The sequence below is a fragment of the Haloarchaeobius pelagicus genome (genome assembly GCF_051207375.1).
Classification (GTDB): Archaea; Halobacteriota; Halobacteria; order Halobacteriales; family Natrialbaceae; genus Haloarchaeobius.
Genome location: NZ_JBPJZD010000001.1, coordinates 1,051,980 through 1,076,146, shown reverse-complemented (window position 1 = coordinate 1,076,146; position 24,167 = coordinate 1,051,980). Strand labels below are relative to the sequence as shown.

At 67.0% G+C, this 24,167-nt stretch carries 24 protein-coding genes and 1 pseudogene; 13 read left to right on the top strand and 12 right to left on the bottom strand.

What is annotated here, in order from left to right:
- Positions 1-49: 49 nt before the first annotated feature.
- A complete protein-coding gene (locus ACSC1S_RS05670) occupies positions 50-430 on the top strand; it encodes a hypothetical protein (RefSeq protein WP_435363506.1) in 381 nt (126 codons plus the stop codon).
- Positions 431-529: 99 nt separating this feature from the next.
- On the opposite strand, the gene ACSC1S_RS05665 is transcribed toward ACSC1S_RS05670, so the two are convergent.
- Positions 530-652, bottom strand: coding sequence for a hypothetical protein (locus ACSC1S_RS05665; RefSeq protein ID WP_261650871.1), 123 nt, complete (start codon positions 650-652; stop codon positions 530-532).
- 254 nt (positions 653-906) lie between these two features.
- The gene (locus ACSC1S_RS05660) at positions 907-2,067 is read right to left on the bottom strand and encodes an NAD(P)/FAD-dependent oxidoreductase (protein WP_435363505.1); all 1,161 of its coding nucleotides are present in this window, start codon (positions 2,065-2,067) and stop codon (positions 907-909) included.
- Between the two features lie 94 nt (positions 2,068-2,161).
- Between ACSC1S_RS05660 and ACSC1S_RS05655 the strand changes: the two genes are divergently transcribed.
- The 3 genes from ACSC1S_RS05655 (at position 2,162) to ACSC1S_RS05645 (ending at position 5,120) form a co-directional block, all read left to right on the top strand.
- Positions 2,162-3,094 (top strand): ABC transporter ATP-binding protein, encoded by a 933-nt coding sequence (locus ACSC1S_RS05655; protein ID WP_435363504.1) that lies wholly within the window; start codon positions 2,162-2,164, stop codon positions 3,092-3,094.
- 99 nt (positions 3,095-3,193) lie between these two features.
- Entirely contained in the window at positions 3,194-4,270 is a 1,077-nt protein-coding gene (locus ACSC1S_RS05650) for a TrmB family transcriptional regulator (protein WP_435363503.1), read from the top strand.
- A 76-nt stretch (positions 4,271-4,346) separates the two neighbouring features.
- Positions 4,347-5,120: an ABC transporter permease gene (locus ACSC1S_RS05645; RefSeq protein ID WP_435317922.1), complete on the top strand. Its 774-nt coding sequence runs from the start codon at positions 4,347-4,349 to the stop codon at positions 5,118-5,120.
- 4 nt (positions 5,121-5,124) lie between these two features.
- Here ACSC1S_RS05645 and nucS read toward each other — a convergent pair whose 3' ends face one another.
- The 3 genes from nucS to ACSC1S_RS05630 all read right to left on the bottom strand — a co-directional run bounded on the left by nucS (position 5,125) and on the right by ACSC1S_RS05630 (position 9,353).
- Positions 5,125-5,910, bottom strand: coding sequence for an endonuclease NucS (nucS, locus tag ACSC1S_RS05640; protein WP_435363502.1), 786 nt, complete (start codon positions 5,908-5,910; stop codon positions 5,125-5,127).
- A gap of 75 nt (positions 5,911-5,985) precedes the next feature.
- Positions 5,986-8,124: a catalase/peroxidase HPI gene (gene katG, locus ACSC1S_RS05635; protein ID WP_435363501.1), complete on the bottom strand. Its 2,139-nt coding sequence runs from the start codon at positions 8,122-8,124 to the stop codon at positions 5,986-5,988.
- Between the two features lie 161 nt (positions 8,125-8,285).
- On the bottom strand, positions 8,286-9,353 hold the full coding sequence (locus tag ACSC1S_RS05630) for a S1C family serine protease (protein WP_435363500.1): 1,068 nt from the start codon (positions 9,351-9,353) through the stop codon (positions 8,286-8,288).
- Between the two features lie 150 nt (positions 9,354-9,503).
- Here ACSC1S_RS05630 and ACSC1S_RS05625 point away from each other — a divergent pair, with 150 nt between their 5' ends.
- Positions 9,504-10,178, top strand: coding sequence for a DUF4166 domain-containing protein (locus ACSC1S_RS05625; protein WP_435363499.1), 675 nt, complete (start codon positions 9,504-9,506; stop codon positions 10,176-10,178).
- Positions 10,175-11,131, top strand: a complete 957-nt coding sequence (locus tag ACSC1S_RS05620) for a YndJ family protein (RefSeq protein ID WP_435363498.1) — start codon at positions 10,175-10,177, stop codon at positions 11,129-11,131. Before ACSC1S_RS05625 ends, ACSC1S_RS05620 begins: the two co-directional genes overlap by 4 nt.
- An 8-nt stretch (positions 11,132-11,139) precedes the next feature.
- On the opposite strand, the gene ACSC1S_RS05615 is transcribed toward ACSC1S_RS05620, so the two are convergent.
- The 3 genes from ACSC1S_RS05615 to ACSC1S_RS05605 all read right to left on the bottom strand — a co-directional run bounded on the left by ACSC1S_RS05615 (position 11,140) and on the right by ACSC1S_RS05605 (position 13,098).
- Positions 11,140-11,859: a cytochrome c biogenesis CcdA family protein gene (locus ACSC1S_RS05615; RefSeq protein ID WP_435363497.1), complete on the bottom strand. Its 720-nt coding sequence runs from the start codon at positions 11,857-11,859 to the stop codon at positions 11,140-11,142.
- Entirely contained in the window at positions 11,853-12,401 is a 549-nt protein-coding gene (locus ACSC1S_RS05610) for a TlpA family protein disulfide reductase (protein ID WP_435363496.1), read from the bottom strand. The genes ACSC1S_RS05615 and ACSC1S_RS05610 overlap by 7 nt, the downstream gene beginning before the upstream one ends.
- A gap of 94 nt (positions 12,402-12,495) precedes the next feature.
- Positions 12,496-13,098 carry a DUF420 domain-containing protein gene (locus ACSC1S_RS05605; RefSeq protein ID WP_435363495.1) on the bottom strand — a complete coding sequence of 201 codons (603 nt, stop codon included), beginning with the start codon at positions 13,096-13,098 and terminating at the stop codon, positions 12,496-12,498.
- A gap of 183 nt (positions 13,099-13,281) precedes the next feature.
- On the opposite strand from ACSC1S_RS05605, the gene ACSC1S_RS05600 reads away from it, so the two are divergent.
- Together ACSC1S_RS05600 and meaB are read left to right on the top strand one after the other, a co-directional pair.
- Complete coding sequence (locus ACSC1S_RS05600) at positions 13,282-13,698, top strand: cobalamin B12-binding domain-containing protein (RefSeq protein WP_435363494.1); 417 nt, start codon at positions 13,282-13,284, stop codon at positions 13,696-13,698.
- Positions 13,695-14,753: a methylmalonyl Co-A mutase-associated GTPase MeaB gene (gene meaB / locus ACSC1S_RS05595; RefSeq protein ID WP_435363493.1), complete on the top strand. Its 1,059-nt coding sequence runs from the start codon at positions 13,695-13,697 to the stop codon at positions 14,751-14,753. Before ACSC1S_RS05600 ends, meaB begins: the two co-directional genes overlap by 4 nt.
- 19 nt (positions 14,754-14,772) lie before the next feature.
- On the opposite strand, the gene ACSC1S_RS05590 is transcribed toward meaB, so the two are convergent.
- The gene (locus ACSC1S_RS05590) at positions 14,773-15,426 is read right to left on the bottom strand and encodes a helix-turn-helix domain-containing protein (RefSeq protein WP_435363492.1); all 654 of its coding nucleotides are present in this window, start codon (positions 15,424-15,426) and stop codon (positions 14,773-14,775) included.
- Positions 15,427-15,905: 479 nt separating this feature from the next.
- Between ACSC1S_RS05590 and ACSC1S_RS05585 the strand changes: the two are divergent.
- Positions 15,906-16,844: pseudogene (locus tag ACSC1S_RS05585) on the top strand (alpha/beta fold hydrolase); the annotation flags it as partial.
- A gap of 198 nt (positions 16,845-17,042) precedes the next feature.
- On the opposite strand, the gene ACSC1S_RS05580 reads toward ACSC1S_RS05585, so the two are convergent.
- Together ACSC1S_RS05580 and ACSC1S_RS05575 are read right to left on the bottom strand one after the other, a co-directional pair.
- A complete protein-coding gene (locus ACSC1S_RS05580) occupies positions 17,043-17,432 on the bottom strand; it encodes a Zn-ribbon domain-containing OB-fold protein (RefSeq protein ID WP_435317908.1) in 390 nt (129 codons plus the stop codon).
- Entirely contained in the window at positions 17,429-18,595 is a 1,167-nt protein-coding gene (locus ACSC1S_RS05575) for a thiolase domain-containing protein (RefSeq protein WP_435363491.1), read from the bottom strand. Before ACSC1S_RS05575 ends, ACSC1S_RS05580 begins: the two co-directional genes overlap by 4 nt.
- 182 nt (positions 18,596-18,777) lie before the next feature.
- Between ACSC1S_RS05575 and ACSC1S_RS05570 the strand changes: the two genes are divergently transcribed.
- The 4 genes from ACSC1S_RS05570 (at position 18,778) to ACSC1S_RS05555 (ending at position 22,076) form a co-directional block, all read left to right on the top strand.
- Positions 18,778-19,194, top strand: coding sequence for a DUF7541 family protein (locus ACSC1S_RS05570; RefSeq protein WP_435363490.1), 417 nt, complete (start codon positions 18,778-18,780; stop codon positions 19,192-19,194).
- Positions 19,195-19,246: 52 nt separating this feature from the next.
- Positions 19,247-19,609: a DUF6684 family protein gene (locus ACSC1S_RS05565; RefSeq protein ID WP_435363489.1), complete on the top strand. Its 363-nt coding sequence runs from the start codon at positions 19,247-19,249 to the stop codon at positions 19,607-19,609.
- A gap of 81 nt (positions 19,610-19,690) precedes the next feature.
- On the top strand, positions 19,691-21,544 hold the full coding sequence (locus ACSC1S_RS05560; protein WP_435363488.1) for a cbb3-type cytochrome c oxidase subunit I: 1,854 nt from the start codon (positions 19,691-19,693) through the stop codon (positions 21,542-21,544).
- Between the two features lie 247 nt (positions 21,545-21,791).
- Positions 21,792-22,076, top strand: a complete 285-nt coding sequence (locus ACSC1S_RS05555) for a DUF7520 family protein (protein WP_435317903.1) — start codon at positions 21,792-21,794, stop codon at positions 22,074-22,076.
- Between the two features lie 38 nt (positions 22,077-22,114).
- Here the strand turns inward: ACSC1S_RS05555 and acs are convergent, their stop codons facing one another.
- Positions 22,115-24,109, bottom strand: coding sequence for an acetate--CoA ligase (gene acs, locus ACSC1S_RS05550; protein WP_435363487.1), 1,995 nt, complete (start codon positions 24,107-24,109; stop codon positions 22,115-22,117).
- Positions 24,110-24,167 lie beyond the last annotated feature (58 nt).

Genomic DNA, 24,167 nt, shown 5'->3' with positions numbered 1-24,167 from the left:
GGTCAGTTAGGCACCCACCCGCCGTATCCACTGCTGGGGTCGATACCCTATGCCCCGAGACCAACGCGGAGACGACCACGCGACGGGCGACGGGTCCGCGCGTGGCAACGGCGGTCAGCCGCAGAACGAACAGTCCGCACAGCAGCCGGCCCAGCAGAACCAGCAGCGCCAGAACCAGCACGCCCAGACCCGGGGCGGTCGACGCCAGGGCTCTGGACTGCGGGACTACCTGGCGACCACGGCGGTCCGCTTCGGCCTCGCCATGATCGGGGTCGTCCTGCTGTTGTTCTCGCTCGGCCAGGCGTTCGGTGCAGACCTGCTCGGTGCGTTCGCAGACGCGCTCTCGACGCAGACCGGTCAGTGGCTCGTCGTCGCTCTGTTCGCGCTGTTCCTGATCGGCGCGGCAGAGCGAGGCCTGTCGTACAGCTAGAAAAGCGGTCTTCGCCCGGTCACGTTTCGTGCGGTCCGCAGCGTCACGGTCGTCCGAGACTCCCCGTGGGACCGCTTCGGAACGCTCCCCAACGGGTCGCTACTCGAGGATGGGGACGGGTGTGTCGGTTGCGATCCACGCGTCCTTGCGACCCAGTTCCTTGATCTCGACCCACCCGTTCGTACAGTACACCAGTTTGCATTTGCTCTGTTGCTGCTTCATACTCCCCCCAGGTTACGCAATCGCCGGGACCGATGGATTGCGACGTGATAACAGAGGACAGTTCTGGTAAAAGTTATGTGCTACGTACTCGCACCCGGGTGGTTCACTCCGCCTGGCGAGACCACGGTTCGGTGCTGGTAAACAGCCCCTTAGAACGCCGAACGACCCGTTAGGAACCCCCACCTCACTGTGGGTTCAGGGCTGCCCGAGTCGCGCCCGCACCGGTCCCGTGAACCGTCGAACGGCGAGTTCGACTACGGCTCCTCGTGGGGCGAGATGCCGAGTTCCTCGTTCACGAGGTCGACGGCCTCCTCGATGGCACCGACCGAGGAGAGATAGCCCGCCCCGACGGTCGTCTTCAGCGTCAGCGCCGCGCGCCCCGTGAAGACGCTCGGTCCGACCTGTGCGACCGCGCCGTTCCCGACCGTGACGAGCCAGCCCGGCGACTCGAACGTGTACCGCTCGAGTCGGGGCTGGAAGTCGCTCGAGTCGCCGTCGCGCAGATGCGAGACGAGCCGTTGGATGTTCTTCCCGGCGACCTTCGCCTCCCGGATGGCCGACTGCGCGCTGGCCGGGACGGCGGCCCCGGCGTCGTCGACCACCTTGGCGGCGTCGCCGACCACGAACGTCGTGCCGTCGAGTTGCAGGTTGCTCCGGACGACCGGCCGCTCGCCGTGGAGCGCGTCGGGGCCGCGGATGCCACCGGTCCAGACCAGCTGGTCGTACGCGACCGGGTCGGCGCCGGCCAGTCGCACCTCGTCGTCGGTGGCCTCGGTCACCGTCGCACCGGTCCGGACGTGGACGCCGCGGGCGACCAGCGCGTCGTGAACCGCGTTCTGGAAGTTCTCCGGGAACGACGGGGCGACGCTGTCGAGCTGTTCGAGCAGTGTCACCGTCACGTCGCCGCCCTCCTCGTCGGCGAGTTCTGCGAGTTCGCCGGCAACCTGGATGCCGGAGAGGCCCGCGCCGCCGACGATCACCTGCCCGTCACCCCCCGACTCCAGCACGTCGAAGAAGTCCGACCGGATCTCGTTCGCGTCTTCGAGTCGCTTGAGTGGCGTGGCGTGTGCCTCGACCCCGGGCAGGTCGTAGAACGCGGTCTCCGCGCCGAGACAGACCGCGGCCACGTCGTACTCCAGTCGCGTGTCGTCCGCGAAGAAGACGGTCCGGGCCTCCGTGTCGACCTCGGTGACGCGGCCGACGCGCAGTGTGGCCCGGTCGACGACGTCCGAGAGCGGGACGGTGATAGCGTCGGTGACGGCGGGCCGGCGGACCACCCGGTGCAGCTCGTGCTGGATGAGGTGGACCCCGGTGTCGTCGACGAGGACGAGTTCGACGTCGTCCGGCAACGACTTCTCCAGGCGCTTCGTGAGGGTGACACCGGCGTAGCCGGCACCGAGTACGGCGACCTTCATGCCCGCGTCTACGGGTTCCGTCTGCTTAGTTGGTCGGCTGGCGGGTGCCGGGAGAAATCGAGCTTTCTTATCGTCGGGCGGCCAACGCACCCCCATGACCGACGCAATCGTCGCCGACGGCCTCCGGAAGGCGTACGACGAGACGGTGGCGCTCGACGGGGTCTCGTTCGCCGTCGGCGAAGCCGACGTGTTCGCGCTCATCGGCCCGAACGGCGCTGGGAAGACCACGCTGGTGCGGGCGCTCACGGGGACGGTCGACCCGGACGCCGGGACCGCCGAACTGCTGGGCTCGTCCCCCGCCGCGGTCTCGAAGGAGCGCCTCGGCGTGTTACCCCAGTCGTTCTCGCCGCCGGCCCGGCTTTCGGCGCGGGAGGTCGTCTCCTACTACGCCGGGCTGTACGACGACCCCAGGGACGTCGACGAGATTCTGGCCGAGGTCGGCGTCGAGGAGTCGGCCGACACCTGGTACGAGAACCTCTCGGGTGGCCAGCAGCGCCGGGTCTGTCTCGGGGCGACGCTCGTGAACGACCCGGACGTGCTCTTTCTGGACGAGCCGACGACCGGTATCGACCCGGCAGGCCGACGGACCCTCTGGGACCGCATCGAGACGCTCGCCGCGGGCGGGACGACCGTCTTCCTGACGACCCACGACATGGCCGAGGCCGAGCGACTCGCCGACCGGGTCGGACTCCTCTCGGACGGGGAACTCGCCGCCGTCGGGACGCCACAGGAACTGGTCCGGGCCCACGGTGGGGACCGCGGGGTCACCGTGACGGTCGATGGCGACGTCGAGGCCGCGGCCGACGCGCTCGCGGACTGGGCCACCCGGACGACCGGCAACCGAGTGATCCTCGACGGTGTCGACCCGCAGGCCATCGGCGACGTGGTCGCGGCACTGGACGATGCGGGCACTTCCTACACCGAACTCGCCTGGGCGGAACCCGACCTCGAAGACGTCTACCTCTCGCTGACGGGCGAAGCCTTCGAGGGCCGTGAGGCGGTTCCGGTCGACCCCGCGGCCGACTGAGTTCGGGTGGCGTCGGGGGTGACACCTGTCGGCACGTCACGAAAGGGGTAAGGCAGGTACGGTCATGTTTTCGCGTACGAACCACGTGAGCACGATACAATGGACGACAGGACCCTGACCGACCGGTTGGAACGACTCGGCCTCTCCGAGAAGGAGATAGACACCTACCTCACCATCCTCGACCACGGCGAGGCGAAGGCGAGCACCATCGCCCAGGACGCCGGCGTCTCGAAACGCTACGTCTACAGCGTGAGCGAGAAACTGGAAGGCCGCGGCTTCGTCGAGGTGAACGACCACGCCGTCCCGACGCTCATCCGGGCCAATCCCCCAGAAGAGGTCATCGAGCGCCTCACCACCGAGTTGCGCTCGCTCGGCCCCGACCTCGCCGAGCGCTGGAACCGCGTCACCGAAGAGCAACGCGAGTTCGAGGTCATCAAGGCCCGTGCGACCGTGCTGAAGCGCATCCGTGAGTTCCTCTCGACGGCCACCGACGAGGTGACGCTCTCCATCCCGGCCAGCGTCCTGCCCGAAATCGAGGACGAACTCCGCGAGACCATCTCCCGGGACGTCCTCGTCTTCCTCATCCTCACCGGCGCCGAGTCGGGCGCGACCGAGTTCACCGAGGACGACGACCCGGTCGCGAGCGTCGTCCGCGTCTGGGAGGAGCGTGCCCCGGTCCTGTTCACCGTCGACACCCGCCTCGGCGTCTTCGCGCCCTACGACCTCCTCGCCCGGTCGAACACCGGCGAGCAGGCCGTCGCCATCGCCCAGGAACAGCTCGTCCCCATCCTCGTCGGGTCGTTCTTCGGCAACTACTGGCCGGTCGCCGAGGAGGCCGCCGTCGCCGACCCCGAACCCCTGCCGGTCACCTACCAGGGCTTCCGCCACGCCGTCTTCGCGGCCACGCGCTACCGCAACGAGGGCATCGACATCGTCGCGACGGTCGAGGCGAAGCCGGTCCACGGCGACGACGAGTCCGTGACGCTCACCGGCCGGGTCGTCGAGGTCCACCAGACCCTCGTCAAGCCGGTCGTCAAGAGCTCCATCGCGGTCGAGAACTCGCTGGTCATCGCGGTCGAAGCGGATGGCGAGATCACCGAGGTCTCCATCGGTGGCCCCGGCGCGTTCATCGAGGACTACGAGGCCGAGTCGGTCACGCTCGAAGCCGCAGACTGAGCGAGCCCGAGACCGATTGCTCACTCGCCGCGACGAAACCGACGGGCCTTAGCAGGTCCACGCCCGAGCGGGACACATGACGACGGTGAGACGCGTCCGCTCGGAGTTCGTCGCGGCGTGGCACTCGTTCCTGCGCCGCCGCGTGGCAGTGTTCTTCACGTTCTTCTTCCCGGTCCTGCTCATCGGCATCTTCGGTGCGCTGGTCCAGACGAACCCGACCGGCGGGGGGCTGTTCGCCGAGGACCCAGCGTACTACGTGCCGGGCTACCTCGCGGTGGTCGTCCTCCAGACACCACTCTCGCGGATGGGCTCGGAGGTCGCCCGCCACCGCGAAGGGAGCCGGTTCGAGAAGCTCGCGACGACGCCGCTCTCGCGGGCGGAGTGGCTGGCGGCGCACACGCTCGTGAACACGGTCATCATCGCCATCGCCGGCTTCGTCCTGCTCGTCCTGACCGTCCTGCTGACGGGCGCGTCGGTCACGTTCTCGCCGCTCATCTTCGCGTTCGTCCCGCTGGGTGTGGTCTGCTTCTGCGGCGTCGGGTCGCTGCTCGGGAGTTTCGCTGACTCGCAGGACGGGGCCATCACCGCGGCGAACGCCATCGGGCTCCCCCTGCTGTTCCTCTCGGAGACGTTCGTCCCGCCGAGCATGCTGCCCGAGTGGTTCCACCCCATCGTCGCGCTCTCACCGCTGACGTACTTCGCCCACGGGCTTCGCCAGGCCATCTGGTCGGGCGCGGAGTCGGGCACGGTCGTGCTCGGCCTCGACGCCACCCAGTCGCTGGCGGTGCTCGCGGTGCTCGCGGTCGTCTTCTTCGCGCTGGGGGCGAACGCGATCCCGCAGACGGATTGACGGCTCAGAAGAAGTCAGAGAGCGTCTTCTCGCTCACCTCTCGCGTCTCCACGTCGAACTCCGCGAGGCGCACGAACTCCATGCCGTTGTCCCGGAGCGCGCGCTTCACCCGGTCGCTGGCCGAGGGCGCGACCAGCATGCCCCTGACCTCGGGGTTCGACTCGCGGTACAGCTCGATGTAGCGTTTGAGCTGGTCGAAGTTGTTGAGCGTCGCCTGCCGGCGCTTGACCTCGACGACGACCGGAACCCCGTCGCTGTCCTTCGCGAAGAAGTCGATGAAGCCGTACTTGGTCTCGCGTTCGTGCTCGACGATTCTGATGCCGGATTCGAGCGCGGTCTCGGGGTTGCGCTTGATGTACTCGTGCATCTCGGCCTCGGTCCCGCGCTCCTGGTACTCGACGGGGTCGTCGGCGTCGAACCGCGTGAGCAGGTACGGGTCGTGGAGGTACACCCGGAGGTACTCGTTCGGGTTCGACCGGCGGGCGTACAGCAGGGGTGCGCCAGCCGCATCGTCGTCCGCGTCGTCGCTCTCGTCGAACTCGACCTTGATGGTCGCGCCGCCGGGCATCCAGTTCACCGGCTTGTGCCCGGCGGGGCGGTGGACGAGCAGGGTGCCGTCTGGTTTACAGACCACGAGGCGGTCGCCCGGCCCGAGGTAGCCGCCACTGCGACCGTCGTACTCGACCTCGCACTCGGCCATCACGGCGACCATCGCCCCGTCTCGGAGGCCCTCGCGGACGACGCGCTCGACGGTCTCGGCGTCGGGCGCGTGGTGTCGTTCCGTCGTCATGGCTCTCGGGTTCCCGCCTGAGCACGAAAAAGGTGGTCGGTTCGCGGTCGGCACCGGGGCGAACGACAGTGCAGCTTACTCGAGGTCGAAGCGGTCGTTACGCATGACCTTCGACCACGCGTCCACGAAGTCCTCGACGAACTTCTCCTCGGCGTCGTCCGCGCCGTAGACGTCCGCGATGGCGCGCAGCCGGGAGTTCGACCCGAAGACGAGGTCGACGCGGGTGGCCTCCCACGCGACGTCGCCGGTGTCGCGGTCGCGGACCTCGAACACGGACTCGTCGTCGGAGACCGGCTCCCACTCGTAGTCCATGCTGAGCAGGTTCGCGAAGAAGTCGTTGGTCAGCGTCTCCGGCTCGTCGGTGAACACGCCGCGGTCGGAGTCGTCGTAGTTCGCGTCGAGGGCTCGCATGCCACCGACGAGGACCGTCATCTCGGGCGCGGTCAGGTTCAGCAGTTCCGCCTTGTCGACCAGGAGTTCCTCGGCCGGGCGCTCGGCGTCGTCCGAGCGGTAGTTCCGGAAGCCGTCGGCCTTCGGCTTGAGCGCCTCGAACGACTCGACGTCGGTCTGGTCCTGCGAGGCGTCGACGCGGCCCGGCTCGAACGGAACCTCCACGTCGTAGCCGGCGTCCGCCGCTGCCTCCTCGACAGCCGCGTTCCCGCCCAGCACGATGAGGTCGGCGAGCGAGACCTGCACGTCGTCGGAGCGCGAGCTGTTGAAGTCCTCCTGGATACCTTCGAGGGTGGCCAGCACGGTCTCCAGCGCCTCGGGCTGGTTGACCTCCCAGTCCTTCTGGGGGTTCAGCCTGATGCGGGCCCCGTTGACGCCCCCGCGCTTGTCGCTGTCGCGGTACGTCGAGGCTGCCGCCCAGGCGGTCCGGGCCAGCTGGGAGACGGACAGGTCCGAGTCGAGGATCTCCGCCTTGAGCTCGGCGACCTCCGCGTCGCCGACGAGGTCGTAGTCCGTCTCGGGAAGCGGGTCCTGCCACAGCATCTCCTCGTCCGGAACCTCCGGGCCGCGGAACCGGGTCGGCGGGCCCATGTCACGGTGGGTGAGCTTGTACCAGGCCTTCGCGAAGGAGATACCGAAGTCCATCGGGTTCTCCTGGAAGCCCTCGATGATCTCCCGGTAGTCGGGGTCGCGCTTCAGCGCGATGTCCGTGGTGAGCATCATCGGCGTCACCGTCTCGGACTCGTCGTGTGCGTCCGGCACGCTGTCTTTCAGTTCCTCGTCCTTCGGCGTCCACTGCCACGCACCGCCGGGGCCCTTCTCCGGCTCCCACTCGTAGTCGAGGAGGTTGTCGATGTAGCCGAGGTCCCAGTCGATGGGTGCCTGCGTCCACGGGCCCTCGATACCGCTGGTGATGGTGTCGCCGCCCTTGCCGGAGCCGTACTCGTTCTCCCAGCCGAGGCCCTGCTTCTCGATGGGGGCCGCTTCCGGCTCGGGACCGAGGTTGTCCCCGGAGTCAGCACCGTGGACCTTCCCGAACGTGTGCCCTCCGGCGATGAGTGCGGCGGTCTCCTTGTCGTTCATCGCCATGCGGCTGAACGACTCGCGGATGTTCTTCGCGGATGCTTCCGGGTCCGGATTCCCGTCCGGGCCCTCCGGGTTCACGTAGATGAGGCCCATGACGGTCGCGCCGAGACCCTCCTGGAGTTCGCCGTCTTCGTCGAAGCGCTCGGACGCCTCGAACTCGCTTTCGGGACCCCAGTCGACGGACTCGTCGGGCTGGTAGGCGTCCTCGCGGCCGCCGGCGAAGCCGAACGTCTTGCCGCCCATCGACTCGATGGCGACGTTCCCGGCGAGGATCATCAGGTCGGCCCACGAGAGGTTGCGGCCGTACTTCTGCTTGACCGGCCAGAGCAGGCGGCGTGCCTTGTCGAGGTTCGCGTTGTCCGGCCAGCTGTTGAGCGGTGCGAGGCGCTGTTGGCCCGAGGCTGCGCCCCCGCGGCCGTCGCTGGTTCGGTACGTACCGGCGCTGTGCCACGCCATCCGGATGAACAGCGGCCCGTAGTGGCCGTAGTCGGCCGGCCACCAGTCCTGCGATGTCGTCATCACGTCTTCGATGTCCGACTTCACGGCGTCGAGGTCGAGCGCTTCGAACGCCTCGCCGTAGTCGAAGTCCTCACCCCACGGATCGACCGACCGTGTGTTCTGGTCGAGTATGTTCAGGTTCAGCTGATTCGGCCACCAGTCCTGGTTGGACCCAGTCATTGTCAAGCAATTATTGCTGTCCCATGTTAAGATTGTCTACTTAGGAAATGAAGTCTTGGTCCCAGTCCAAGAATTTTATTGTAATCCTGAATTTCGGTTCGCTGTGGAATCACGGGCTGTACGCCGTGGGTGTCGCGAAAATCCGTGTCGCCGGTCGCGACTCAGTCGAGCGGTATCCGCGTTCCACCGTCCGAGTCGCCACCATCCGACCAGTCGTCGGTGCCATCGGGCGCGTGTGAGTTCGTCCGGTTCGTCACGACGAGACGCTCCGTCGTCTCACCGGCAGGGCGTCTGACGGCCAGCTCGACGGTGTCGCCGGGTCGGACGTCCGTCATGAGGTAGCGGACGAGTTCCTCGTGGGCGTGAAGGTCCTGCCCGTCGATACCGGTGATGACGTCACCACCGACCGGGACCTCTCGCCCCCTGATGAGCATCGTATCGGTGCAGCCACCGAGGACGCCACTGGCTGGCCCCTCTCGAACCTCGACGACGAGGACACCCCGCGGTTCGTCGAGCCCGTTCGCCTCCGCGACGCCGGGCGAGACGTCCATCGTCCGGACGTGGAGGGTCGCGTGTTCGACCTCGCCGGTCGAAACGAGTTCCGGGACGACGCGCTGGACGAGCTTCGGCGAGATGGCGAACCCGATGTTGTCGCCCTGTCTCGCGCGGTTGACGCCGACGACCTCGCCCGAGAGCGTGACGAGGGGACCACCCGAGTTGCCGGGGTTGATCGGCGCGTCGGTCTGGACCGTATCGGGGATGGTAAAGCCCTCGTGGGTCGGCATCGACCGGTTGACGCCGGAGACGATGCCGGCCGAGATGGTCCCATCGAGGCCCATCGGGTTCCCGAGCGCCGCGACCGGGATACCCGGTTCGGGGTTCTCGTCCGCGACTCGCAGCGGCGTGACGTACGCCGGGAGGCTCTCGACCTGCAAGACCGCGAGGTCGGTCGCCGGGTCCGACCCGACCAGCGAGGCGGTTCGCCACTCACCGCGCGAGAAGCGGACCTCGAGACGGTCGGCATCGTCGCCGCGGCCCCAGCGCTCGCTCGCCGCCCGGCCGCGGCTGCTGGCGACGACGTGGTGGTTCGTGACGATGTGGCCGGCTTCGTCGTAGACGAACCCGGAACCGGCCCCGGTAAGCCCGTCCCCCGAGGACGGATAGATGGAGACCACCGCAGGGATGGTCCGACGGTACAGGCCTGCGTAGGGTGAATCAGGGGCTGTCATGAGGCGTGCAGGACCGTTGCACTAACCTGTGGTAAGTCTCGGTCAGATATAAGCTAGGCGCTAGCACGACCCAGGGCTCCTGGATAGCACGTTCTCGTCAGGCACTCGTCCAGACGAACAATCATATCCCGGGGCCGAGAAGCCCCGCACATGACCGGCGTCTACGAGTACGCCCTCGGCGACGAGGCCGACGACCTGCATCCGAAGGTCCGCGACCGCTACGGCATCGGCCCGGACGAGGGAACTGCCTGCGTGGGCCGGGGCCGGATGCACATCAGCCGCGGCACGCACACCCTGCCGGTGCTGTACGCCATGACGACCCAGAACCTCCTCTTTCCGGAGGCCGGGTCGGACGTGCCGTTCACCGTGACGACCGTCGGCTGGGAGCACGATGCCGGCTACGAGGTGCTCACCACGGCCCGCGAGTTCGCGTTCGACCGGAAGCGCCGCCGGTTCGACTCGCTCACCGTCTGGGACCACGAGAACGAGCGCCTGCTCGACTTCCTCGGGACGACCGGGCTCATCGCCTCGGAACTCCACCCCCGGGTCGAGAACGGGGCGCTGGTGGTCGAGGGTGGGAAGCAGTGGCTCACCGTCGGGTCGCGGTACGTCCCCCTGCCGGGCCCGCTGGCGGCGAGTGTCGAGGTCCGCGACCGGTACGACGAGACCGACGAGCAGTTCCACGTGACCGCGACGGTCGAGAACACGCTCGCGGGACACATCCTGAGCTACCGCGGGTCCTTCACGCAAGCGCTGGAGCCGATGGAGACGGTACCCGCCGACCTCCGGCCGTCCCGTGGCCTGTCGACGCTCCCCCCGGTATGAGCCCCGCAAGGACGCGCCACGGGAGTCGGGACATCGCGCCGTCCGACGCGAGCGCCCTGCTCGGGGGTGTGCTCTGGCTGGCGCTCGTCATCGCCGGCAACCTCGACGCCATCGACCAGGCGCTGGCGCTGGCCCCACTGGTACTCGTTCCACTTGGTATCGGCATGGCAGCGACCCCGCCGTTCCCCGGGTTCGCCGGACGGCTCCACGGGCTGGCAGTCACGATCCAGCCGGTCGGCGCGACCCTGTTCGTCGCCTCACTGGTCGCGCCGGTGAACGGGCTGGCTGCAGCCCTGCTGGCGTCGCCCTGGGTGCTCGTCACCGGGCTGCTCGGGGTCCTCGCGCTCGTTCGAGTCCGGAACCGTGGAGCCACGTCGGTGCCAGAGAGCCTCGTCGATGCCGGCCTGGCGTACTCGGTGGTCGGCGCGGTCGCACTCGTCCTGTTCCACCTCGCGATGACGTTCTGGTTCGACCCGACCATCGTCCGGCTCACCGCGGTCCACTTCCACTACGCCGGGTTCGCGCTCCCGCTCGTGACGGGGCTGGTGGGCCGGTCACTGGAGACGGAGTCGTCGCTGTACGACACGGTCGCGGTGGTCGTGCTCGTCGGCCCGGGCCTCATCGCTGTCGGCATCTCGTTCTCTCCCGTGGTCGAGGTGCTCGCCGTCGGGGCGTTCACCCTCGCGGTGACGCTCCTCGCCGGATTCGTGACCGTGCAGGTCGCACCTACCCGTCAGCGGCCGCAAGGGGCCCTGCTCGCACTGTCTTCACTTGCACTACCGGTGTCGATGGCGCTCGCGTTCGGCTACGCCGTCTCGGTGTACGCCGGGGGCGACGGACTCGGTCTGCGCATCCCGGCGATGGTCCGGATACACGGCTCGATGAACGCGTTCGGGTTCGCGTTGCTGGGGCTGGTCGGGTGGCGACTGGCGGTGCCGGCGCGCGAGGCGTAGTGCCACTGTCAGGCCGAGAACGCGCCGAACACCGCGTCGAAGTACGGGCTCACGATACCGGAGACGCCCGCCACGTCGAACACGACGAGCAGGTAGTAGCTCGCGACCAGCAGCATCACCGCGCCGGTGACCCGGTTGATGGTCGAACTGTGTTTCGCGAGTGTGCGAGTCACGCGCTGGCCGGCGGACTGGGAGACCAGCCCGAACAGCAGGAGGGGGGTCCCCATCCCGATGCCGAACAGCAGGAACCCGAGGAAGCCCTCGATGGGCGTGTCGAACAGCACCGGCGCGCGGGCGAAGAACAGCGCCAGCAGGCCGGGATTGCAGGGGAGCACGATGGCCCCGAAGAAGAACCCGTAGCCGAACGCGGTGGAGGCGGGGTGACTGGTCTGTGGTGGCTCCTTCGTCGGCAGTCGGTGCGCGAGGTCGAGGTCGAACAGGAGGGCGACGCTCAGGACGGCGAGCACGCCGAAGGCGATTGGCGAGACGGCCTCGACCACGGTCGTCAGCGACTCGCCGAGCAGGAACGAGAACAGCACTCCAACAAGACCCATGAACGCGATGACGCCGAGGGTGACCAGGCCCGCGAGCACCCCCGAGGGCAGCGCGGTCTCCTCGCCCTGCGAGGAGAGATACGCGAGGAATCCGGGGTACAGTGGCAGGGCACACGCTGCCGTCAGCGGGGTCGCGAACCCGATGACGAACACCTCGACGAACCGCGCTAGCATCCGTTCGCTTTCTCGCGGAGGAAGCTGGTCTCCTTGTGACCGTCCTTCAGCCGGGTCGTCGTGCCGTCACTGCAGCGCAACAGCATCGGGACGATTGGTGGCGAGGTCATCGACGTCCCGAACTCGTCGACGAGCTGGCGGGTGACCGCGGGCGGGGAGACGGCGTAGTACCAGTCGTAGCCATGCGATTCCGCGTGGTTTCGTACCTTCTCGGCGTCCTCGTTCTGGTCGATGTTGAGCGCGACGCTCACCACGTCGTCGCCGACCGCCTCGTGGAACTCTATCAGCTCGTCTTGCTGGCGCTTGCAGTTCGAGCACCAGACGGCGAACGTCTCGACGAGGACGGGCTTGTCGAACTGCGAGACGGTGAACGTCTCGCCGGTGAGGACGTTCGTGAGTTCGGTGTCCTGCCAGGCGGTGTCGCTACCAGAGCCGCCGTCGGTTCCTGTGTCGTCTGTACCGCCGCCGGAGAGGCAGCCGGCGAGGCCGACCGTGCCGAGGCCTGCCAGTCGGAGGGCATCCCTGCGGGAGAGCGAGTCCATGTCGGACATGGAGGGCCGGTGAGATAATAAAGCGCCACCGGGGTGTGCGCGGCTCGCGCACGAGCGATGGGCGAATCGAGAAGGCGAGCCGACCTCAGAACAGCGGCCCGACGAACATGAACCGGTAGTCGTAGATGTGGTTCAGCATGACGTAGGTGACGACGCCGAGCGTCAGCGAGAGGATCCACGCGCCGGCGCCGATGCGGCCGACCTTCGCGTGCGCGGTCCGTTTCAGTTCGCTCGGGGTGTGGGTCAGCCCGAGCACGAGCGCGTACAGGACGACCGGGACCGACACCACGGAAAGCAGGATGTGGATGGCGAGCATCGCGATGTAGGCCCAGTAGACGACGCCGGTCGCGCCGACGATCTCCTTCTCGCCGCCGCCGCCGACCTTCACGAGGTACAGCACGAGGAACACGATGATGAGCGTGAACGAGGTCAGCATCGCCTTGCGATGTTTGTCGACCTCGTTGTTCCGTATCCAGTACCACCCGAGCGCGAGGCTGCTGGTCGCGATGGTGTTCACGACGGCGATGCCGTGCGAGAGCAGGTTCGTCGTCTCGCGGGAGATGTCGGGGTAGATGGGGAGGAGACCGGCGAAGGTCCCGAGCACGAGCGCGTAGCCGACGACGGTGAGCAGGATGGTCGTCGCGCGGACGTTCTCACGGACGGTCGCCCTGACGTCTGCGGTACTCATTGGCGTGGCCTTAGGACGATGATGGAATACCGCTTTCGCTTGCGGGCACCGGCGGAGCCGAATGCCACCCCCGACGAGAATCCCACTTTCGTTTCCCTAATTCAGCCCAGGTTGTAGAAACGGACGCCTTCGCGGGCCGGACCTTCCGTTAGAGTAAAACCTGCCGCAAGGGAAAGGGAAGGCATGAGCACGGACCAGTCCCAGCGGTCGATTCGTTGCCTCGTGGCCAAGGTCGGATTGGACGGCCACGACCGCGGCGCACACGTCATCGCACGGGCCTTCCGCGACGCAGGGTTCGAAGTCATCTACTCCGGGCTGCACAAGGCACCCGACGAGATCGTCCAGGCAGCCGTCCAGGAGGACGTCGACGTCGTCGGAATCTCGATCCTCTCAGGTGCACACAACACGCTCGTCCCGAAGATCATCGACGGGCTGAAAGAGTACGACGCCTTCGAGGACACGCTCATCCTCGTCGGCGGCGTCATCCCCGACGACGATAAGAAGCACCTCAAGGAACTGGGCGTCGCCGAGGTGTTCGGTCCGGGCACCAAGATGGAGCAGACGGTTCAGTTCGTCCGGGACAACGCGCCGGAACGATGAGCGCGAGCACGGACGACCTGCTCGACGACCTCCTCGCGGGCAAGCATCGCGCCCTCGCGCGGGCCATCACGAAGATAGAGAACCGCGAGCCGAGCTATCGCGACCTCGTCTCCGCACTGTACGAGCACACCGGCGACGCGGAGGTCATCGGTATCACCGGCAGCCCGGGCGCGGGCAAGTCCACGCTCGTGGACAAACTCGCGAGTCGCTACCGCGAGCAGGGCTATACGGTAGGAGTCGTCGCCATCGACCCGTCCTCGCCCTACACCGGCGGGGCCGTCCTCGGCGACCGAATCCGGATGGCGTCGAACGTCGGCGACATGGACGTGTTCTTCCGGTCGATGAGCGCCCGCGGGAACCTGGGCGGGCTCTCGACCGCGACCGCGGACGCGGTGAAGGCGATGGACGCCTTCGGCAAGGACAAGGTCATCATCGAGACCGTCGGTGCCGGCCAGAACGAGATAGACATCGTCCAGGCCGCAGACACCGTCTGCGTGCTCGTCCCACCGGGTGCCGGCGATAACGTCCAGATGCTCAAGGCGGGCATCCTCGAGATCGGCGACCTGTTCGTGGTGAACAAGGCCGACATGGACGGCGCGAACCGGACCGTCCAGGAGCTCCTCGAGATGGTCCACATGGGCTCGGGGTCGATGCGGGTCGACGCCGGCCATCATGACTTCGACGACGCCGACGTCGACCTCGACATGCCGGGCACCGACGCCGAGGAGGACCTGGACGTAGCACCGTGGGACCCGCCCGTCCTGGAGACGGTCGCCACCGATGGGACCGGCGTCGAGGAACTCATCGAGACGTTCGACGAGCACCACGACTGGCTGGTCGAGTCCGGCCAGCTGGAACGTAAGCGACGCCAGCGCATCGCCGAGGAGATACGCACACTGCTACGTGACGACGCGGCGGGGCTGGTCCAGCAGGAACTCGACGGTCTCGGGGGCGTCGAGGACATCGTCGACCGAGTGATGGCGGGCAAGACAGACCCGTACAGCGTGGCCGACGAGGTCATCGAGCCCATCGCGGCCTGTCTCTCCGAGGAATAGCGGGCAGGACCGCCCAGCCTCAGTTCTCGGCTGGCGGCCTGATTGTCGACTCCACCAGCCGTTTCGCCGCGCGCCGGAACCGTTCGGAAGCGGCGTTCTCCGAGATACCCAGGCGGTCTGCCAGCTCCGACAGCGAGCTCTGCCGGGGAATCTCCAGGTACCCGATGGCGAGCGCCGCCTCCTGCACCTCGCGCTGGGCGGCGGTCAGGCCGAACCTGCTGCTGTCGGTGACGTCCTGCTGTTCGTACCGGCGATGGAGGTCGAGGGTGAGCCCGTTGTGCTCACAGACCTCGTATATCTGCTCGACTGCGCGGTGGTCGGGGAGACCGACGCTGAAGCGCCACTTCTGCCGCTCTATCGACACCTCGTAGACGACCCCGCCGACGTCGACGATGGTCGGATAGATGCTAGTCCGCAGTCCCTCGCCGAGCAGTTCGGTCTGGTACAGCCGGCCGTCCTCGAGCTCGGTGCTGCGCGACGGTGGCGCGACGGTCTCGTCCTCGGCCAGCGCGGCTTCGAACGCGTCGAAATCCCCACCACTCGCCCAGAACAGCACCCTGACGCGCGTCTCGTCTATCGCATCGAACCGCTCCACCCGCAGTTGCATCTCCGGGACCGTCTCGCGCGTGGGCTGCAACATCGGCAGCTGGAGACTGAATTCCAGCACTAGCATCTTCCTGGTGTCGCTTCGTCGTCGGCAGTGACCAATGAACCGTTGCCCTGTTCTTGAAAGCGCTTTATGCCGGGTTCGACACCGGACAGGCGGCCGGGAGACCCCGGCGACCCTGATATATAAACGCCGGGAGTACTACTGGTTCTGCGTTAAGCTATCACTCCACCAAGAGAGAAGTACCTCACTGACCTCGGTTCGACGAGGACTGTGTTTCGGGCAAACGACGTCGTCGTAGTGAGGCTCCACCGTTCGACCCACCCCCCAGAACGTTGGTATCGCAGGCGGGACCATCCCTGCTCGCGAACGTCCATTCGGCCGAACCGGCGTGGTCGAGTACCCCCCATTCGGCACGCCTGGTCCATCGAGACTCGTTCGGACGAAATCGACGATCTCCAACTATATTTCACGAACCTACCCGCCAGCGATGGGTCCACCACAACTGTCGGCAAGATTAAGTTACAGGCCGACCAAGTCCTGGTATGAACCTCAAGAAGGCGGTAGCAACAGCAGGCGTCGGCGTCGGGGCCATCGCCGCGGCGAACGCGGTGCTCTCGCGCAGGGCGGAACCGCTCGCACCACCCCTCCCGGGCGAGCAACACACCTACCGCTGGCGTGGGATGGACGTCTCCTACACAGAGGCGGGCGACCCCGACGCCCCGGACCTCCTGTTCCTCCACGGCATCAACGCGGCCGGGACGAGTCACGAGTGGCGCGAGATATTCGAGCCGCTCTCGAAGGCGTACCACGTCATCGCGCCCGACCTCCCGGGCTACGGCCTGTCGGACCGCCCCCCGCTGGTGTACACGAGCGACCTCTACACCGACTTCGTGACGGATTTCGTCCGTGACGTGACCGAGAACCCGACGGTCATCGCGTCCTCGCTTTCGGGTGCCTACGCGACGGGTGCAGCGAAGCAGACCGAGGTCGAACGCCTCATCCTCGTCTGTCCCACCACGACCAGCATGCCCGGTGGGCGCAAGCCGTTCGTCCGCACGGTCATGCGCGCCCCCCTCGTCGGCACCGCCCTGTTCAACGCGATGGCCTCGAACCCGTCGCTGGAGTACTTCAGTGCCGACCACGGCTACTACGACATGGCCGGGTACAGCCACAGCAAGCAGGAGTACCAGTGGCAGACCACCCACCAGCCCGGCGCGCGATACGCGCCCGCGTCGTTCCTCTCGGGCTACCTCGACGCCGACATGGACCTCGTGACCGCGCTCGGCGAGGTCGACGCCCCCGTGACGCTGGTCTGGGGCCGCGAGGCCGACACCACGCCGCTCGCGGAGGGACGCCGCCTCGCCGACGCGACCGGCGCGAAGCTCGTCGTCATCGACTACGCGATGCTCGTCCCCCACGACGAACACCCCGACAAGTTCGTCGAGGCCATCGACGAGGACCTTCCGGAGATCTCGGCCGAGACCTTCCAGGAGGAGCGCAAGCAGAGCCTCGAGAAGCGCCGCCAGCGCGACCGCGAGAATGACGACCGGCCCGGAGACGTCGGCGTCACGGTCGAGAACGAGCGCGCTGCCGGCGACAGCTCGACCGACGCGGTCGAGATAGACGTCGAAGAGACGGGCGAGAACTAGACAAAAACGGATTCGGGCTGCGGTCGCGGTTTATTCTGGCCGGAAGACGATGACGCGGTCACCGGTCGTCTTCGTCTCCTCGACACCGAGGGTCACCGTCATGCCGACCTCGACATCGCTCGTCTCGACGCCGACGACCATCCCGGTCACGCGCACCGGGCCGAACCGGGCGATGGCGGTCGCGAACGGTGCGTCCTCGCTGAAGTTCGGCGTCGGGACGTGGACGATGGTGAACGTCTCTATCTCGCCCGACTTCGGCAGTGCTTCTTCCGTGAGGTCGGTCGAGCCCGTCGCGGGGTCGACACGCCGGGGCGGCAGCCAGCCGTCGCCCTCGGGACCTTCGAGGTAGTACGGTGCGCCCTCCTCGATGGCGTCGAGCCAGTCGTCGTAGCCGGCGTTGACCGCGGTTCCGTCGCTCATCCTTTCACCTCCAGGACGTGAACCACTGCACTCGCAACGGTCCCACCCGCGTTGTGGGTGACGCCCGTCGTCGCACCCTCGACGTACTCGCTGTTCGGGTGGTCTCCGCGCAGGAGCTGGGTCAGCTCGGCGACCTGGGATGCGCCGGTCGCGCCGACCGGGTGGCCCTTGGCCTTGAGCCCGCCCGAGAGGTTGACCGGGAGGTCACCCTCGCGCGTGGTCTTGCCCTCGCGGGCGGCCGAGATGCCCTCGCCGACCTCGAAGAGGCCGAGGGACTCCATCGCCAGCACCTCCGCGATGGTGAAACAGTCGTGGACCTCCGCGACGTCCACGTCGCTCGCGGAGATACCGGCGTCCGCGTACGCCTCCTCGGCGGCCACGTCGGCCGCGGGCGAGCGCGCGAGGTAGTCGCGGTCGTGCAGCGCCATCAGGTCCCCGCCCTGGCCCGAGCCCGTGAGGGCGACCGGTGCGTCGAGGTCGTGTTCCTCGGCGAACTCGTCCGAGACGAGCACGAGCGCGCTCGCGCCGTCCGAGATGGGACACGAGTCGTACAGCCCCAGCGGTTCGGCGACCATCGGCGCGTCGAGGACGGTCTCCGGCGATATCTCGCGCTGGTACTGGGCCTTCTCGTTCGGGACCGCGTTCTCGTGGTTCTTCACTGCGATGGCGGCCAGGTCCTCGCGCGTGCCGCCGTACTCGCTGAAGTAGGCGTTCGCCATCAGGGCGTACGCCCCCGGGAACGTCATCCCGGCCTTGACCTCCCACAGGTCGTCGGCCGCGATGGCGAGCGCCTCCGTCGCACCCGCCGTCCCGAGGTTCGTCATCCGTTCCGCGCCGCCGACCAGTATGACGTCCTTCTCACCGTTCCGGACGTTCTTTACGGCCTCGCGGACCGCGACACCGGAGGAGGCGCACGCCGCCTCGTATCGGGTCGCCGGGGCGTCGACGCCGACGGCTTCCGCCATCAGCGGCCCCTGGTGGCCCTGGTGCTCCGCGAGCTCGCCCATGAAGTTGCCGTAGAAGAGGGCTTCGACGTGCTCTCTCCCAACCCCAGCGTCCTCAAGGGCGTCGAGTCCAGCCTCCGCGAACAGGTCCCGGCCCGTGCGTTCCGGGGAGGCACCGAACTTCGTGAGTCCGACACCTGCGATTCGTACCTCTGTCATCGTCCTCGACTACTCCGGCTGGCGTTTAATATGTCGTGGTTAACGCGTGGACGGGCCAGAGAAGCGCTGAATCCGAAGAATTGTTAACTCGGTTCTGAAACAATTTACTGGCGCCGGTGGGACACCCGCGGCACACGGGGGTCTTCGTGACGTGTTTATACCTCCGTTCCCAAATCGCTCCCATGGCAGAGGAATCGCAGTCGTCGACACGCACGCCCAGGCGGCCGAAGGCGAGCGCCTGGCCCATGCTCATCGCCGTCGGGCTCGCCGTCTCGGAGGTCGGCGTGCTGTTCGGCAGCCTTCCCATCTCGGTGTTCGGACTGCTCATGTTCTGTGGGAGCATCGCCGGCATCTTCGCAGAGACCGGGTACGTCGACCAGCCGTGGACCATCATGGCCGGCTTCGCGGCCGTCCTCGTGGTCATCGGCGGGTACCTGTTCGTCGGTTTCGGCGGGAGCCTGGGTGGCGCAGAGCTCGTGGGCGTCGACAACAGAATCGCGTACCGCGGCGTCGCCATCGCCATGGCAGGCGTCGTGACGCTCGCGGCTGCCGTGGTCGGACTGTTCCAGACCTCGCTCGACGGGTCGACCGCGCCCTGACCGCACCGAATCAACAACCTATTTGGTCGCCGCGCCGAAGCCACCGACAACGATGGCGCAACAACGGAAGATATTCGACAAGGACACGTTGCTTGACCTCACAGTCAACGTCATTCCGCTGGGAATCATGCTGTTCTTCCTCGTCCTGTTCGTCCCGATGGTGTACGGCCCGTTCTCGTGGGACTCCACGTACTCCATCCTGATGTTCGCCCTCATCGTGACGCCGTTCGTCCTGCTGGCGATTCTGACGTACTTCTCGGCGCTCGCGATCGAAGGTGACGCACACGAGAGCGAGGGTGAAGGACACATGACCCAGGAGCACCAGGACCGGGCGTACGGCACGAACGACGAGGCGGACGCCGATGTCGCCGAGAGCGAGAGCGAACCCGCCTCCGAGGCTGCGGCAGCCGAATAACGCCCACGGTTTTTTCTCTCCGAATCGACACACCGCGGGCGTCCCGAATCTTTCTTTAGGGTGTAACCCTCAGCCCTCCACATGGACCTTAGCGGACAGATACTGCTGACTGCCCTGATGGCGGTGGTCCTCTTCGGCGTGGCCTTCTTCGTGACACGCCTCGAGGACTGGCGCTCATACACACCGCTGGCCGGCGGTGGCACGGGTATCGTCAGTCGTGAGACCGGATACGGCCACGAAGAGAAGCCAGGCGGTCTGATTCGGTGGTTCACCACCGTCGACCACAAAGACATCGGCATCCTGTACGGCATCTACGCCATCGTCGCGTTCGCGTGGGGCGGCCTCGCCGTCGTCATCATGCGGGCCGAACTCGCGACCGCCCAGGTCGACGTGACCTCCGCGCTCGCCGAAGCCGCCGGCGTGGGCCAGGGGCAGCTCCTGTACAACTCCCTGCTCACGAGCCACGGCATCACGATGCTGTTCCTCTTCGGGACGCCCATCCTCGCGGCGTTCTCGAACTACCTCATCCCGCTGCTCATCGGCGCGGACGACATGGCGTTCCCGCGCATCAACGCCATCGCGTTCTGGCTGCTGCCGCCGGGCGCGGTCCTCATCTGGGGCGGGTTCTTCCTCGCGCCGTTCATGGACAGCATCGCACCGTCGATGATCAGCTGGACGATGTACCCGCCGCAGTCGACGGCACAGACCGCGACCGGTGGCGCCGCACAGACCATCGCTCAGCTCAACGCCGGGACGGACCTCATGCTGCTCGGCCTGCACCTGACCGGTGTCTCGGCCACCATGGGTGCCATCAACTTCATCGCGACCATCTTCGCGGAACGCGGTGAGGACGTCGGCTGGGACAAGCTGGACATCTTCTCGTGGACCATCCTGACCCAGTCCGCGCTCATCCTGTTCTCGTTCCCGCTGCTGGGCAGCGCGCTCGTCATGCTGCTGCTCGACCGGAACTTCGCGACGACGTTCTTCACGGCAGCGGGCGGCGGCACGATCCTCTACCAGCACCTGTTCTGGTTCTTCGGCCACCCCGAAGTGTACATCCTGGTGCTGCCCCCGATGGGCATCATCAGCTACGTGCTCCCGCGCTTCTCCGGCCGGAAGCTGTTCGGGTTCAAGTTCGTCGTCTACTCCACGCTGGCGATCGGTGTGCTCAGCTTCGGTGTCTGGGCCCACCACATGTTCGCGTCCGGTATCGACCCGCGCATCCGCGCCTCGTTCATGGCCGTCTCGCTGGCCATCGCGATACCGAGTGCGGTGAAGACGTTCAACTGGATCACGACGATGTGGAACGGGAAGGTTCGGCTCACGACCCCGATGCTGTTCTGTGTCGGGTTCATCTCGAACTTCATCATCGGCGGTGTGACCGGCGTCTTCCTCGCCGCGGTCCCCGTCGACTTCCTGCTCCACGACACGTACTACGTCGTCGGGCACTTCCACTACGTCATCATGGGCGCTATCGCGTTCGCGGTGTTCGCGGGCGTCTACTACTGGTTCCCGCTCGTCACCGGCCGGATGTACCAGGTCAAGCTGGGCAAGGCACACTTCTGGCTCACGATGATCGGGACGAACCTGACGTTCTTCGCGATGATCCTGATGGGCTACGCCGGGATGCCGCGCCGGTACGCCGGCTACGCGGGCATCACGGTCGGTCCCATCGACCTCATCACGCTGATGCACCAGCTCGCGACGGTCGGGGCGTTCATCCTCCTCGTCGCGACGGTCATCTGGCTGTGGAACATGGTCGAGTCCTACCTCGAGGGCCCGCGCGTCGGTCCGGACCCGTGGAACCTCGAAGAGGACGGGCTCCCGTCCCACGAGTGGGACTGGTTCGCGGACCAGCAGGAGACGGCACTCGCCGACGGCGGCGAAGAGCAAGAGGTCGCGACGGACGGCGGCGAAGTCGTCGACGACGAGTAATCAGACGACACCTCTTTTCGGGCGGTTCACTCGCTGAGCGACGTGGCCGGGCGTCGTGACTGGTCGGAGTCGGGTACCTCAGGACGGACGTGGTGCCGCCGCTAGCTCAGAACGAGGACGAAACCGGTCACGAACATCAGGACGACGATGGCACCGAGGACGAGGCCGATGAGCTCCTTTTCGGTCATGTCGCCGGCTTAGGGTCCGAGAAGGAAAGGCTAATCGTTACCAGGGCCAAGCCTCTGGTGTGAGCAACTCCATCGGTGGTCGATTCCAGGGGAACCGGGTCGTCCTCACGGTCTACGTCGTCGTCGTCGCGCTGTCGGGCGTGTTCGGGGCAGCGGTGGGCGTGCTGCTCCCGGTCGACGTCGGCCGCGACGTGGACGTGGCGAGCATCGCCGGCATCGAGTTCGCCGTGACGCCGCTCAACTTCGCACTCTACGGGATGGCGATGGTCGGCATCAGCCTCGGTATCTTGCTGTTACTCGTCAGGTTCGTCTCCCGGTACGACGACGACGCGATCGGAGAATAGGGACTGCTCTATAGGAGTTCGTCCGTTGAGCCGGGTGGCTACTCTCCGGACTCGCCCCGGACCTTCTCGGCGATGTCCTCGACGACCTCCGGGTTCCGGAGCGTCGAGGTGTCACCGAGTTCCTCGTCGTTCGCGATGTCTTCGAGCAGCCGCCGCATTATCTTGCCCGAGCGGGTCTTCGGGAGTTCGGGCGTGAAGATGACCTGCTCCGGTTTCGCGATGGGACCGATGGCCTCGTCGACGCCCGCGATTATCTTCTCGCGGAGCGACTCGTCGCCCTCGTACCCATCCTCGGTGATGACGTAGGCGTACACCGCCTCGCCCTTGACCTCGTGGTGGCCACCGACGACGGCGGCTTCGGCGACCCCGGGGACGCCCACGATGGCGGACTCGATCTCCATCGTTCCGAGCCGGTGCCCGGAGACGTTGATGACGTCGTCGACCCGACCCAGGACGGTGATGTAGCCGTCCTCGTCTATCTTCGCGCCGTCCTCCGGGAAGTACACCCACTCGTCGGCGTCGGGGTCGGAGTACTCCTGCCAGTACTCGCTGATGAACCGGTCGTCGTTGCGGTACAGCGTCCGGAGCATGCCCGGCCATGGCTTGTTCACGACGAGGTAGCCGGCCTGTCCGGCCTCGACGGGCTCACCCTGCGCATCGACCACGTCCGCGGAGACGCCGGGGAGCGGTGGGCCGGCCGACCCGGGTTTCATGTCGCCGATACCGGGCAGGGTCGTTATCATCATCCCGCCGGTCTCGGTCTGCCACCAGGTGTCGACGACCGGGCAGGACTCGTCGCCGATGTGCTTGTAGTACCACTTCCACGCCCGCGGGTTGATGGGTTCGCCGACCGTGCCCAGCAGGCGCAGGCTGGAGAGGTCGTGGCGCTCGGGGAACTTCGTGCCCCACTTCATGAACGCCCGAATCGCCGTCGGCGCGGTGTAGAACACGTCGACCTTGTACTTGTCGACGAGGTCCCACATGCGGTCGCGGTCGGGGTAGTCGGGGGTGCCCTCGTACATCATCGTGGTCGTCCCGAGCGCGAGCGGCCCGTAGACGATGTAGCTATGCCCCGTGATCCAGCCGATGTCCGCGGCACACCAGTAGGTGTCCTCGGGTTTCACGTCGAGGACGGCGTGACTGGTCCAGGCCGCGTACGCGAGGTAGCCCCCCGTGGTGTGTTTGACGCCCTTGGGCTGGCCCGTGGTCCCCGAAGTATACATGAGGAACAGCATGTCCTCGGCGCTGCGCTCGACCGGCTCGACCTCCTCGCCCTCGTGCGCGGCGACGAGTTCGCCGTAGTCGTGGTGATGCTGGCCGAGGAAGTGTTTGAGCTCGTCGCCGAGTCGGTCCACGACGACGGTCTCGACGTCGTGGTCGACCCCTCGCAGTCCGCGGTCCGCCTTCTCCTTGTGGTTGAGGGCGTCGCCGCGGCGGTAGTACCCGTCACAGGTGACGAGGTACTCCGACTCGGCCGCGTTCATGCGAGTCGCGAGCGCGTCCGCCGAGAAGCCCGCGAACACGACCGAGTGCGGCGCGCCGATGCGGGCACACGCCAGCATGGCGATGGGGAGCTCCGGGACCATCGGCATGTACAGCGTGACGACGTCGTCCTCGCCGACGCCGAGTTCGCGCAGGCCCGCCGCGAACGCGTTCACCTCGCGGTAGAGGTCCTGGTAGGTGTAGGTGCGCGTCTCGCCGGGCTCGCCCTCCCAGCGGATGGCGGCCTGGTTCTTCCGGCCGTTCTCGATGTGCCGGTCGATGCAGTTGTACGAGGCGTTGAGTGTGCCGTCCCCGAACCACTCGTAGAAGGGGGCCTCCGAGTCGTCGAGTATCTCGGTGTACTCCTCCTCCCAGTCGAGCAGGTCGGCCGCACGCTCCCAGCACTCGGGCCAGTTCTCCTCGAACTCCTCGTAGATGCCCGGGTCCGAGACGTTCGCCTGCTCGACGAACGCGGCCGGTGGTTCGAACGAGTCCTGTTCGGCCAGTCTCGCTTCCAGTTCGACCTCGGGTGCATCGCTGTCGTCGGCCATGGTACTCCTTCACGTATGACGGGGATAAAAATTCCCCCCGGTCCCCGCCGCTTGCGGC